This is a genomic window from Haloarcula nitratireducens (assembly GCF_019599505.1).
In genome coordinates this window covers 210,955-224,339 of record NZ_RKLT01000004.1, presented here as the reverse complement: position 1 = coordinate 224,339, position 13,385 = coordinate 210,955, and the positions used below count along the sequence as shown (strand labels likewise).

Here is a 13,385-nt window from a genome sequence, read left to right as displayed (position 1 = left end):
AGTTCCGAGTTAGCGCACTCGCTTACCTCTCGGCAACCTCTCAAATATATTGTCTGTCAAAAATATAAGTACGAAAGTCTAACTATTGTAGCGGTAATATATTCTCGTTTAAAATAATCGGATTTTATATGCTTCGGCACTTCTCGGTCGGCGAACTACTGCTCGGTGCGCCGTCGCTCGACCGCGGCGGGGAGTTCACTCCGCCGGCGGCGACTGCTTCACCGAGAGCACCGGGGCGTCCGCGAGGCGGACGACGCGTTCGGTGACGCTCCCGAGGATGTATCGCTCGAGGCCAGTGCGGCCGTGGGTCCCCATTACGATACAGTCGACGTCGTTCTCGTCGGCGTAGTCGACGATCGCGCGATGGGGGTTGCCGGTCAAGAGTTCGGTTTCGACGTCGGAGACGCCCGCCTCGGAGGCGCGGGTCTCGACCGCTTCGACCGCTTGTTCGCCGACGTCTTCGAGCGTTTCGAGCAGTTGACTGGGGTCGACCTGGGTGTCGAGCAGGTACGGGTCGACGACGTGAACCACGTGGAGTGTCGCGCCGGTCGCTGACGCGAGGTCGATGGCACGGTCGCTGGCGACGAGCGCGCCGTCGCTCCCGTCGGTCGGGACCAGGATTCGCTCGAAGGGCATCTCGACGGTGGATTCCTCGTGGACGGTCAACACCGGGACTGGCGACTCACGGAGCGTCCGCTCGGCGACGCTCCCGAGGACGAACCGGTCCAGTCCGGTCCGTCCGTACGTCCCCATCACGATGCAGTCGGCGTCGTGGTCGTCCGCGTAGTCGAGGATGCCCCGATGTATCGGGACACCGCCGACGATGACCGACGTGGTCGCCTCGACGCCGGCCTCGGCCGCCCGCTCGGCGGCCGCCGTGGTCGCCTCCGAGCCGACCGACGCGAACTGGTCCGCGTCGTCGTCTTCGACCCCCGGCGGGAGTTCGCCCATCTCCATGACGTGGATGGCGTGCAGGTGCGCGTCGAAGCGGTCGGCGAGCGTAATCGCCGCCGAGACGGCGGCGTCGGAAACGTCGCTCCCGTCGGTCGGAACCACGATCTGGTCGAACATTGTCGTTCGTATTGATATAGCTGCGACGCGCTCTTAGTACCCGCCGTCCGTATCCCGATGTCTCGGCCGGTCCCTAGGGCTCCGTCCGAAGCGTCTGTGAGTCGGCGTCGTCTGCGACCCCGTACGCGTCGCTGGATTTGATGATGGAGAGGGCGGTCATGATGTCCGTGCGAGTGAGCAGGCCGAGGAACTCGCCGTCCTCGTCGGTGACGATGAGGCGGCCGACGGAGTTGCTCTGGAGTTCGCTCAGCGCGTCCATCACGTCCGTCTCGGGACCGATCGTGACCAGGTCGGTCGTCATCACGTCGCCGACGGTGTAGGCGTCGCGCTCGACCTCCCGGACCGCGCGGGCGTCCTCTAAGGTCACGAGACCGACGATCTCGCCGTCCTTCTCGACGGGATAGCCGGTGTGACGCTCCTCGAACATCGTCCGAATGAGCTCGGTGACGGACTGTTTCGGCGTGACCGCGGTGACGTGGTCGGCGGGCGTCATCACGTCCCTGACGGTGACGCCCTCGAAGGCGGCCCGCATCGTCGTCTGCCGGGATTCCCCCTGCGCACCGATGTAGATGAAGAAGGCGAGCCCGGCCAGCAGGAGGTTGTTGGCGACGAACAGGCCGAACAGGCCGAGCATGACGGCGAACGCCTTCCCGACCTCGGCGGCGATCTGGGTCGCGCGGGCGTACGAGCGAGTGCGAGCGAGCAGCGCTCGCAGGACGCGCCCGCCGTCCATCGGGAACCCCGGGAGCATGTTGAACACCGCCAGCGCGACGTTCATCAGCGCCAGGTAGGCGAAGACGAAGCGCGCGCCCTCGATAACCGCCGATTGCGCGCCGGGGAGCACGGCGAACGCGACGTAGGAGAGCACGCCGAGAACGACGCTGACGGCGGGGCCGGCGACGGCGATGGCCAGTTCCTGCTTCCAGTCTTCGGGCATCTCCGTCAACTGCGCGATGCCGCCGAAGAGCCACAGCGTGATCGAGTCGATGGGATAGCCGTACCGAAGCGCCACCAGCGAGTGACCGAGTTCGTGCAAGATGACGCCGGTAAAGAGGCCGACGGCGGCGAGGACGCCGAGCACCCATACGAGGTTCCCGTCGATCAGCACGGCGGGGTCGAGCCCCGCTCCGAGCGTGTCGTTCAGCAGCTCGATCGTGTTCCCCATCTCCGAGCCGATGATCCACGCGAACAGCGGTAAGACTAATAGGAAGGTCAGATCGAGCTGAATGGGGATGCCGAAGGCGCTCCCGATGCGGAACCGACGCATACGATATGTTGTCGGCGGCGCGACTTAAACGCGATGCGAGCTGGCGACTGGGACGCCGTCGAGAGCATCGTGCAGCGTCGGAAACCCCGCTAGCGACGGTCGGTTCGTGTGCGACTGGTAAAGCAGTCATCGACCCACGACTGAAGTCGTGGGTTTGTCCGTGGACTCCCGGTCTGACGACGAACCGTCGTAGGCGATGTAATCGCCGTTCCCGTTCAACATCCCAGATTTGAGGGCGAGATGACCGTCGCCCAACCCAGAGGGACGTTTGCCCTCTGGTAAAGTTAGTAACTTGAGGCCGATGTTCTTCGACGCGTTGTAGTCGCCGTCAACTGAGTACTCACAATCGTTACACTCGAACCACCCGTCCGAGTCACGATTTGTGCTGGACTGATGCCCGCACTTCGAGCAAGTCTGCGAGGTAAACGCAGGTGGTATCTGCTCGACACGGATTCCACACTCGCTGGCCTTGTACGCGAGCATCTCTTGGAGTTCGCGGAACGCCCAGTTGTGCATCTGGCGCTTCACTTGGTCGTTCCCGTTGTCCATTCGCTCGCGGATGTGGGTCAAGCGTTCGACGGCGATGTACGAACAATCGTGGGCGTCGGCTTCCCCAACGATACGTCGAGAAATCGTGTGCAGGCGATTCAGCACGAAGCGGTTTTCTCGCCCCGACAGTCGCCGGAGTACCTGCTTGGCGGAGCGAGTGCCTTTGTGCTGAAGGCTTCGACGCACGCGGAAGTAGTGGTTCTGGCCCCACAGCAGTTCGCCACCATCGTAGAACGACCCCGTACTCGTCACGGCGACGTTCTTCAGGTTCAAGTCCACGCCCAGTACCGTGTCACCGTCGCGTTCTTCGACCTCTTTCTCGATGACGATGTGGAGGTAGAACGCATCCTCGTCCTCGCGGTAGTGGAGCGTTCCCATTCGTTTTTCGTAGTCGTTATCATCCAGGTAGGACTTCTGGTAGTCTCCAAGAACGTAGTCAACGGCGACCCGCCCGTTGATGGTTGAGAGCGTGGCCGACCTGTCCTTAATCGTCAACGTCCGCTTATCGTACACAGCGGATGGTTCGTTGAATCGAGGGAGTGGTCGGCTGTTGCCCTTCTTCCAGTCAGCGACGGTGCTTTTCATCGCTTCGATGGCTTTGGAGTACGCCCGGACACAGAGGTTCGCGGGCAGATCTGTCTCATCCCGCAGGTCGTGGTACACCTTGTCGTGTATCTTTGACTTGTTCAGAATGAGGTAGCCGTCGTCGTTGCGACCGTGTTGGACGGTGTAGTTGCAGGCGTGGTTGAATTGGTCGATGGTCTGATGGAGATCGTCCTGCCGGTCGTCTAGAACCGAGAGTTTGACCGGAATGGTTCGCTTGACCTCCATCTGTAACTTCACGTACGAACCGTTGTTTTATACTCATTATGTCTGGCGGTGGGGGAGTCGGGTGGCTATCGCTCGTGGTTGGGGGAGTTGAGTGTCGGATTCCTCCCACGGCTAAAGCCGCGGGCTTCCTCCTTGTATCTCTGTGAAGACGCGGAACAGCCAGAACGTCCCGGTGCGTTGCCCTCCGCGGCTCGTCGTCGGTTCGCTTCGGCGATGCGGTCTCCGACCCTGTACTCGACGTCGAGTGGGTCGTCCCTGGAACCGGGTCGGCCCGACTGGACCCCTCGCTGACGACGCGTGAGAGACCAGTTTGGCTGGCCGATTATCAGTCCGAGGCCCGTTGAACCGGCATGGACACGAGCGAACAACTCTACGAGGCGGAGGCGACGGGGTGGAAGCGAGGTGTCTACGACGACGTTCAGGCGACGTTCCGGGCGCCCGTCGTCAACTGGATCTGGCGAACGACGATGGCGAACTATCCCGAGTTCTGTCGGTACCTCTGGTCGCAGGTCAAGCCGGTCTTCGAGACGCGAGCGTTCGGGCGGTTCTCGGTCCGCTACCGCGACGCCGTCCTCTCGGCCGTCGAGAGCGACGTCACGATACCCGCGTATCGCCGGACGAACCTCGACGTCGCCCCCGCCGAGTACACCGAACTGAGGGGGCAACTCGCCACGTTCGACGTCGTCGCACCGAGACTCGCGGTCCTGTTTCGGGTGACGAACCGCGCCCTCCACGGGGAACCCGTGGGCGCCGACCCGGGTACCGACTGCGCGACGACGGCCCCGTTTCCCGACTGGCTCGACGCGGACCGGGGACGAACGCCGTCGATGGTCCCCTTCGACGAGTTCGGCGAGGACGCCGCCGAGACGGCGGCCGCATTTCGGCGGTTCCACGGCTTCGACGACGGGTTGGCGAGTATCTACCGCTGCCTCGCACAGTGGCCGACGCTGTTCGATGCGCTCTGGACGGACCTGGGGCCCGTACTGGAGAGCGAGACGTTCGAGACGGCGTGTGACCGTGCGGACGAGCGCACGGACGCCTTCGTCGACGGTCTCCCCTATTCGCCGCGTCTTGGGCCGGACGCGCTTCGGGAGTACGGGTTCGACGACGGTCTGATAGGCGACGTGCAGGCCCTGTTCCGAGAGTTCGACGAGGGCGCTGTCGACGACGTCCTCCCCGGGATCCACCTCTGGGCGGCGTCTGTCGATTCCGTCGGCGAACGGGACTGGTAGAGCGGACAACCGCTCTTCGACGATACCGCTCGTATCGGCCCGCGGGTGTGGGTATCGCCCTGCCGGCCCCAATTGACGCTCGGGCCACGGGTATCGGTAACGAGGACCAGGGAACCGAGATGGAGTCGCCGCCACCGAGGTCGGTCCCGTGTCGAGTGACTGAAGTAGGTCCCGTCCCGTACACACGCTCGTGTCTCAGCAGGCCGCACAGGTGGATACGCTGTTCCTCCACGAACACGGCGAGGACGTGCGGGTAGTCGCCAACCGCGACGGCGGGCGGCTGTTCCACGGCGTCCTCGAACTGAAGGAGACCGACGCGGGGCCGCGACCCCGCCGGCTCCGCATCAAGGACGGAACCAGCGAGGACCTCCGCTCGCCCGACCAGTTCGTCGAACTCGCCCGCCGAGCGGCCCGCATCCGCATCTCCGAGCAAACCTCGCCCAGCGCCCGCGACCGCATCCGCGAGATGCTCGACGGCTATCAGCTCGACGCGAAGGTCGTCCGGACCTGTCGCTTCTGCTCGAACGCGGGGCGCTATTCGCCCATCACGAGCGAGACGGCCATCGAAGCCGACGGGGAGACAATCTGCCCGTCGTGTGCCCGCGAGGAACTGGACCGAGAGCTCGCCTTCCAGGGCGACATCACCGGCGACGCCCGCGAACGCCTCGAAGACCTCCTGCTCGAAGTGCAGGACTTAGAACGCATCACGAACCTGCTGTCGGGGCAACTCGACCCCGACCTGACGAAGTTCGACGAGATCTCGGCGACGACGGAGGACGTAGAGCCCGTTCCCGTCGATTCGCTGGGATTACATCCCGGCATCCAGCAGCACCTCGAAGGCCGCTTCGAGACGCTACTGCCGGTCCAGAGCCTCGCGGTGGAACACGGCGCGACCGACGGCGCGGACCAACTGGTCGTCTCCGCGACGGCGACGGGGAAGACCCTCATCGGCGAGATGGCCGGGCTGGACCGCGTGCTGAACGGCAAGGGGACGATGCTGTTTCTCGTCCCACTGGTCGCGCTGGCCAACCAGAAGTACGAGTCCTTCCAGGAGCGCTACGGCGATATGGTGGACGTCTCGCTGCGCGTCGGCGCGAGTCGCATCGCCGACGAGGGCGGCCGCTTCGACCCCGACGCCGACGTCATCGTCGGCACCTACGAGGGGATCGACCACGCCCTGCGGACCGGAAAGGACCTCGGCACTATCGGCACCGTCGTCATCGACGAGGTGCACACGCTCGGGGAAGACGAGCGCGGCCACCGACTCGACGGCCTCATCTCTCGGCTGAAGTACTACTGCGAAACCGGCGGCGCGCCCGACGGCGACGACACGCAGTGGATCTACCTCTCGGCGACGGTCGGCAACCCCGGCCAGCTCGCGAAGAAGCTCCGGGCCAACTTAGTCGAGTTCGAGGAGCGCCCGGTCCCCATCGAACGTCACCTCACCTTCGCGGACGGCCGCGAGAAGATCGACACCGAGAACAAACTGGTCAAGCGGGCCTTCGACACGAAATCGAGCAAGGGGTATCGCGGTCAGACGATCATCTTCACCAACTCCCGGCGGCGCTGTCACCAGATATCGCGAAAGCTCAACTACGACTCCGCGCCGTATCACGCCGGGCTGGACAACCGCAAGCGCCAGCAGGTCGAGCGGCAGTTCGCCGACCAAGAGCTGGCGGCCGTCGTCACGACGGCGGCGCTGGCCGCCGGGGTGGACTTCCCCGCCTCGCAGGTCATCTTCGACTCGCTGGCGATGGGCATCGAGTGGCTCACCGTCCAGGAGTTCAGCCAGATGCTCGGCCGGGCGGGGCGACCGGACTACCACGACAAGGGGACCGTCTACCTCCTCGTGGAACCGGACTGCTCGTATCACAACAGCATGGAGATGACCGAGGACGAGGTGGCGTTCAAACTCCTCAAGGGCGAGATGGAACCGGTCATCACCCGCTACGACGAGGGCGCGGCCGTCGAGGAGACGCTGGCGAACGTCACCGTCGCCGGCAAGCAGGCCAAACGGCTCAACGACCGGATGATCGGCGAACTGCCGACCAAACACGCGCTGGGCAAACTCCTCGAATACGACTTCATCGACGGCCTCTCGCCGACGCCGCTCGGTCGGGCCGTCACCCGCCACTTCCTCGCCCCCGACGAGTCCTTCCAGTTGCTCGATGGCATCCGCAAGGGACGGGACCCCTACGACATCGTCGCCGAGATGGAACTGCGCGAGGAGGAGTAGGGCCACACCTTCTTGTGGTTCGGCCGTCTTCGCCCGTTCATGGGGCTGTTCGATAAGGTCCGCCGCGCGGTCGGCGGCAGCGAGGACGAGTCGGCCGACGACGAGTCGAGCGACGCCGCCGACTCGGAACCGGACGGCCGAGCGACGGCAGAATCCACGGCGGAGTCGGAACCGGACGACCGAGCGGCCGAGGGACCCGACGACTCGGACCTGATCGGCGAGGCCGAGGAGCCGGCGGCCGACGCGTCCGAAACCGAGGGCGGAGACGCCTCGGAGCCGCGGGCGTTCGCCGACGCGGCCGACGAGCGTAGCGACGCCGACGCAGACGCGGGAAGCGAACCCGATGCAGGCGACGCGGACGGCCCGACCGCGGACCCGTCGTCGGTCGGCCCGCCCGCCGCTTCGGACTCTCCGACCACCGACCCGCCGCCGGTCGACTCGACTGCCGACTCCTCTTCCGCCACCGGCGACGACCTCGGCGCCGAGTACGCCGAGACGGCGACCGACTTCGCGGAGTTCTGGGGCGAACGCGACCTCGATTTCACGCCGGACTCGCTCTCCCGACTGGACGACCTCGTCGAATCGGAGTGGGACGGCGACCGGTTCGCGGACGCGACGTTCGGTAGCGAGGCGACGTTCGACGACCGCGCCTTCACCAGCGTCACGCGGGAACTCGGGAGCTACTTCGGCGAGGTGCTGGTCCGGGACCTCGCCGGCGAGTGGACCGACGAGACCGACCACGAGGCCGTCGTCGTCGTCAGCGGCTGGGACGGGAGACTCGCCGTTCCCGTCTTTCGGATCGCCGCCGACTCACTGCGGGAGACGGCCGCCTTCGCTCGGAGCTACGAGGCGTTGCTGGCCGACATCGACGCCGAGACGAGTGGGGAGTGACCCCGGCGAAATCCCCACGCTTTTGCTACCGCCAGCCTACTCCCCGACGTGTCGCTGCCACCCGTCACGCCAGGGATGGCGTTCGTGTTCGCGCTGATACTCGTCGCGCTCGCCCTCTTCGCCACCGAGGCGCTCCCTGTCGACGTGACCGCGATCGGCGTGATGGTCGCGCTGATGCTCGTCGAACCGACCACCGAGTCGCTCGTCCAGGCCGGCCTGCTGGCCGAGCCGATCTACATCCTCCACCGGCCCGGTGACGGCGTCTCGCCGCTGACGCAGGGGCTCTCGGGCTTCGCCTCGACGGCGACCATCACCGTGCTGGCGATGTTCATCCTCTCCGACGGCGTCCAGCGGACCGGTATCGTCCAGATACTCGGCTCGAAGCTCGCCTCGCTGACCGGTGACAGCGAGACGAGACAGCTCGGGGCCACCGTCGGCCTCGTCGGCCCGATCTCCGGGTTCATCAACAACACCGCCGCCGTCGCCATCCTGCTGCCGATGGTGACCGACATCGCCCACAGCGGGAAGATCTCGCCGTCGAAACTACTCTTGCCGCTCTCGTACGCCTCGATGTTCGGCGGGATGCTCACGCTCATCGGCACCTCGACGAACATCCTCGCCTCGCAGCTGTCGGCGGACTTACTCGGCCGCCCCTTCTCGATGTTCGAGTTCACCCAGTTGGGTCTCGTCGTCACCGTCGTCGGCACGATCTATCTGCTGACAGTCGGCCGATGGCTCGTCCCCGGGCGCATCCCGGCCCGCGAGGACCTCACCGACGAGTTCGAGATGGGCGAGTACCTCACCGAGGTCGTCGTCCGCGAGGACTCCCCTATCGTCGGCCAGACGGTCCGCGAGGCGCTGGCAGAGACGGACTTCGACGTGGACGTCATCCAGCTCATCCGCGGGAAGCGGACCTTCCTCGAACCGCTGGACCCCAAGACTATCCAAGCGGGCGACGTCTTCGCGCTCCGGACCGACCGGGATACCCTCGTGGACCTCCTCGACGCCGAGGGGCTGGACCTCATCCCGGAGGTGGACGTGGACGACGCCGAACTCGAACGCGCGAGCGAACAGCAGAACCTCGTGGAGCTCGTCGTCTCGCCGGGGTCGTCGCTCGTCGGCGAGACGCTGACCTCCGCGAACTTCCGGCAGCGCTACGACGCGACGGTGCTGGCGCTGCGCCGCGGCCGCGAGCTGTTCCGCCAGCGGATGGACCGCGTGGGTCTGAAAGTCGGCGACACGCTACTCGTTCAGGCGACGGCCGACAGCATCGACCGCCTCAACATCAACAACGACTTCATCGTCGCACAGGAGGTCGAACGGCCCGATTACCGCCGGTCGAAGATCCCCGTCGCCGTCGGCATCGTCGCCGCCGTCGTCGCCGTCGCCGCCCTGACGCCCATCCACATCGTCGTCTCGGCGCTGGCCGGCGCGGTGGCGATGATCCTCACCGGCTGTCTCCGCCCGCCGGAGCTGTACGACGCGGTCCAGTGGGACGTCATCTTCCTGCTCGCGGGAGTCATCCCGCTGGGAATCGCGCTCCAGGAGACCGGCGGCGCGGACCTGCTCGCCGAGGCGTTCGTCCTGGCCGCCCCCGGCCTGCCCCCCCTCGTCGTGCTGGGGCTGATGTACGTCGTCACCGCCCTGCTGACCAACGTCATCTCGAACAACGCCTCGGTCGTGCTGATGGTCCCCGTCGCCGTCGAGGCCGCCCGGCAACTGGAGGCAAACGCCTTCGCGTTCGTCCTCGCGGTGACGTTCGCCGCCTCGACGGCGTTCATGACGCCCGTCGGCTACCAGACCAACCTGCTGGTCTACGGGCCCGGCGGCTACCGCTTCACCGACTACGTGAAGGTCGGCGCGCCGCTACAGGCCGTCTTCGCCGTCGTGACGACGCTCGGCATCGCCTTCTTCTGGGGCCTCGCGCCGCAATGACACGGGGCGTCGCTCAACGAAACGCTTTACTCGGTGACGCGGGGAGTAGTATACGCGGGACCATGGGTTAGTGGTATACTCCGAGCCTTGGGTGCTCGTGACCCCGGTTCGAATCCGGGTGGTCCCACTTCTACGTCGCCACGTCAGTGAGCTACTGCGTCGCACTGGCGATATGCAGCAACAGGGACTAAGTGTGCGCTGGCAGTACGTGGACACACTCGATGGACCCCGATTTTGCGGTCGTCGCCACCGCGATAGGCCTCCCGTTTCTCGCCGCGCTGATAGCCCCGTTTCTCTACCGGGCGCTCGGCGACCGGACCGGGTACGTCGGCGCGCTCGTCGCGGCGGCGTCGTTCGCGCTCGTGAGCACGCAACTCGGGGCGGAAGGCGTCGTCGCCGTCCCGTGGATCCCGTCGCTCGGCGTCGCGGTCCGCTTCGCCGTCGACGGGTGGGCGCTGCTGTTCGCGCTGCTGGCCAGCGGCGTCGGCATCGTCGTGTTCACCTACTCGGCGACGTACATGCACGGCGGGGAGAACCTCGGGCGGTACTACGGCGTCCTGCTGGCGTTCATGGCGTCGATACTCGGCGTCGCGTTCGCGGCGGACATGGTCGTCCTCTTCCTCTGTTGGGAGCTGACGAGCGTCTGTTCGTTCCTGCTCATCGGCCACGAGACGACGAGCGACGACTCGCGCTACGCCGCCCGGATGGCGATGGTCGTCACCGTCGGCAGCGGGCTCTGTCTGCTGGTCGGGCTGCTGTTGCTCGCAGTGGCCGCCGGCGGCCCGCTCGGCGGCACCACGTTCGACCTCGCGGCGATACTCGCGAACGGCGAGGCGGTCCGAGCGGCGCTGCGCGAGTCGGGGCTCTTCCTCCCGGTGTTGGGCCTGCTGGCTATCGCGGCCGGCGCGAAGTCCGCGCAGGTGCCGCTTCACTTCTGGCTGCCCAACGCGATGGTCGCGCCGACGCCGGTGTCGGCGTTCCTCCACTCGGCGACGATGGTGAAGGTGGGCGTCTACTTCGTCGGCCGCGTCCGCCCGCTGTTCCTCGGGCCGGAGTGGACGGCGCTGTTCGCGACGCTGGGACTGGCGACGATGCTCGTCGGCGCGACGCTGGCGGTCGTCGCGAGCGACAGCAAGGAGCTGCTGGCGTACTCGACGGCGAGTCACCTCGGCCTGCTGGTCGCCGCCTTCGGCTTCGGATCGTACTACGGCCCGCACGCGGGGAGTTTCCACCTGTTGAACCACGGACTGTTCAAGGCGGCGCTGTTCCTCGTGGCCGGCATCGTCGTCCACGAGGCCGGTACCCGCAATCTCAACCGCCTCGGGGGGCTCTGGCGGGAGTTGCCGGTGACCGCGGCGATAACGGTCGTCGGGACGCTCTCGATGGCCGGCCTGCCGCCGTTCAACGGTTTCTACTCGAAGGAGCTACTGTTCAAGGCGGCCTACGAGACGGCGGTCGACGGGGGCGGGCTCGCGTGGGTCTACCCGGCGGTCGCGGTTCTCGCGAGCGCGCTCACCGTCGTCTACTCGCTGCGGTTCCTCTGGATATTCCTCGGGGATCGGCCCTCGGAACTGGAGGTCGCGGGTCGGCCCTCTATCGGGCTGCTCGCGCCGGCGGGGGCGCTGGCGCTGGTCGCGGCGGCTATCGGGCTGGTCCCGCAGGCGGCCGTCGACGCCGCCGTGCAGGCGGCCGCCGACGCGACGGCGACGGAGTCCCATCCGGTCGTCGCCGTCATCCCGACGCACCTCTCGGGACCGGTCGCGATGTCCCTGACGACGTTCGCGCTCGGGTTCGCCGCGTTCCCGGCCCGCGACCGCCTTCAGACGGGCGTCGACCGCGTCATTAGTTCCGGGACGCCGCTGTGGCCCAATCGGTGGTACGACCGACTGGTCGACGGCGCCACGACCACCAGCATCCGCCTCGACGCCGTCGTTCACGGCGGGGCGCTGCGGACATACGTCCTCTGGGCGCTCGGGTCGGCCAGCACGCTCGCGCTCGTCGGGTTCGTCGCCGCCGACGTCGTCGTTCGGCCGACGCTGGGACTCGGCGTGCCCCTCGCGGTGGCGCTCGTCCTCGCGGTGGCGCTCGTGGCCGGCGGCGCGATGCTGACGGCCCCTTCACACGTCGCCGGCGTGCTCACGCTGTCGATTCTGGGGTTCATGATCGCCATCTTCTACGTCCTCGCCAGCGCGCCGGACCTGGCGCTGACCCAGCTCATCGTCGAGACGCTCGTCCTGCTGATATTCCTCCTCGTGCTCGACCGGATTCCCGCGTTCTACCACGACTTAGACGCCCGGGTCGCCCTCACCGACGGGGCGATCTCGCTCGCGGTCGGCGCGGCGGCGTTCGTCTCGGTGCTGGCCGCGGGCCGCGGTGCGAACGAGGCCCCGACGGCCATCGCCCGGTACTACGTCTCGCAGGCGGTCCCGAAGGCCGGCGGGACGAACGTCGTCAACGTCGTCCTCGTCGACTACCGCGGGTTCGACACGCTCGGCGAGAGCTTCGTCATCGCCATCGCCGCCATCGCGGTGATGGTGCTGCTGACGATGCGCAACCGAGGTGAGACGGAGTGACGACGACCATCACCAGGACGACCATCAGGGTCGTCGTCCCCATCGTCCTCGTCGTCGCGATCCTGTTGCTCTTACAGGGCCACAAGCTACCGGGCGGCGGATTCATCGGCGGCGTCCTGACGACGGCGGCGCTCGTCCTCGTCTACGTCGCGTACGGGCTGGACTACGTGGAGATGGAGGTCCTCGACCGGGAGGTCGAGTCGGGCGGGGGCATCTTCGAGCGGCGCATCGTCACCGCGTACCGGCGGCTGTTCTCCCTCGGGCTGGGGCTGGCCGTGACCAGCGGCGTCGCGGGACTGGTGTTCGGCGAGCCGTTCCTCTCGCAGTCGTTCGTCATCTTCCACGACGTGCCGATCTATCACGAGGTCGAACTGGCGAGCGCGCTCCTGTTCGACCTCGGCATCTACGGCGTCGTCGTCGGCGGCCTGCTGACCATCGTCTCGGTGGTGGGAGCCGAATGAGCCTCGCGCTCGCCACCGTCGTCGGCGGCCTGTTCGCGCTGGGGACCTTCCTCCTGCTCCGACGGGACCTGGTACGGGTCGTCTGGGGGGTCGCCGTCTTCTCGCAGGCGGCGAACGTCTACCTGATTTCGATGGGCGGCGTCGCCGAGGGGAGCTTCCAGCAGGTGCCGATACTCGCGACCCACGGCGGCGAGGTCCCCGAGACCGCCGACCCGGTGGTCCAGGCGCTGGTGTTGACCGCCATCGTCATCAGCCTCGGCACGACCGCGCTGGCGCTGGTCCTGTCGTATCGCGCCTACGAGGAGAACGAGACCGTCGACGTCCAGAGGTGGCAATAGC

10 protein-coding genes and 1 tRNA gene are annotated in these 13,385 nt (G+C 66.7%); 8 read left to right on the top strand and 3 right to left on the bottom strand.

All coding sequences use genetic code 11. The annotated features are described in order from the left end of the window. Positions 1–195: 195 nt before the first annotated feature. From EGH23_RS13485 to EGH23_RS13475, 3 genes are all read right to left on the bottom strand, one after another. Positions 196–1,071, bottom strand: coding sequence for a universal stress protein (locus EGH23_RS13485; RefSeq protein WP_220580505.1), 876 nt, complete (start codon positions 1,069–1,071; stop codon positions 196–198). Positions 1,072–1,144: 73 nt separating this feature from the next. Next, positions 1,145–2,338, bottom strand: a complete 1,194-nt coding sequence (locus EGH23_RS13480) for a site-2 protease family protein (protein WP_220580504.1) — start codon at positions 2,336–2,338, stop codon at positions 1,145–1,147. Between the two features lie 126 nt (positions 2,339–2,464). Then, complete coding sequence (locus tag EGH23_RS13475) at positions 2,465–3,718, bottom strand: RNA-guided endonuclease InsQ/TnpB family protein (protein WP_220580503.1); 1,254 nt, start codon at positions 3,716–3,718, stop codon at positions 2,465–2,467. A gap of 350 nt (positions 3,719–4,068) precedes the next feature. On the opposite strand from EGH23_RS13475, the gene EGH23_RS13470 reads away from it, so the two are divergent. From EGH23_RS13470 to EGH23_RS13435, 8 genes are all read left to right on the top strand, one after another. Next, a complete protein-coding gene (locus EGH23_RS13470; protein ID WP_220580502.1) occupies positions 4,069–4,950 on the top strand; it encodes a halocarboxylic acid dehydrogenase DehI family protein in 882 nt (293 codons plus the stop codon). Between the two features lie 190 nt (positions 4,951–5,140). Further along, on the top strand, positions 5,141–7,186 hold the full coding sequence (locus EGH23_RS13465) for a DEAD/DEAH box helicase (protein ID WP_220580501.1): 2,046 nt from the start codon (positions 5,141–5,143) through the stop codon (positions 7,184–7,186). Positions 7,187–7,225: 39 nt separating this feature from the next. Beyond that, complete coding sequence (locus tag EGH23_RS13460; RefSeq protein WP_220580500.1) at positions 7,226–8,077, top strand: hypothetical protein; 852 nt, start codon at positions 7,226–7,228, stop codon at positions 8,075–8,077. A gap of 75 nt (positions 8,078–8,152) precedes the next feature. Next, positions 8,153–10,012 (top strand): SLC13 family permease, encoded by a 1,860-nt coding sequence (locus tag EGH23_RS13455; protein ID WP_220580725.1) that lies wholly within the window; start codon positions 8,153–8,155, stop codon positions 10,010–10,012. 56 nt (positions 10,013–10,068) lie between these two features. Next, positions 10,069–10,139: transfer RNA gene (locus EGH23_RS13450), tRNA-Pro, on the top strand. Positions 10,140–10,233: 94 nt separating this feature from the next. Beyond that, positions 10,234–12,585: a hydrogen gas-evolving membrane-bound hydrogenase subunit E gene (gene mbhE, locus EGH23_RS13445; RefSeq protein ID WP_220580499.1), complete on the top strand. Its 2,352-nt coding sequence runs from the start codon at positions 10,234–10,236 to the stop codon at positions 12,583–12,585. Beyond that, positions 12,582–13,046: an MnhB domain-containing protein gene (locus tag EGH23_RS13440; RefSeq protein ID WP_220580498.1), complete on the top strand. Its 465-nt coding sequence runs from the start codon at positions 12,582–12,584 to the stop codon at positions 13,044–13,046. Before mbhE ends, EGH23_RS13440 begins: the two co-directional genes overlap by 4 nt. Beyond that, positions 13,043–13,384: a sodium:proton antiporter gene (locus EGH23_RS13435; protein ID WP_220580497.1), complete on the top strand. Its 342-nt coding sequence runs from the start codon at positions 13,043–13,045 to the stop codon at positions 13,382–13,384. Before EGH23_RS13440 ends, EGH23_RS13435 begins: the two co-directional genes overlap by 4 nt. Position 13,385: the final 1 nt, after the last annotated feature.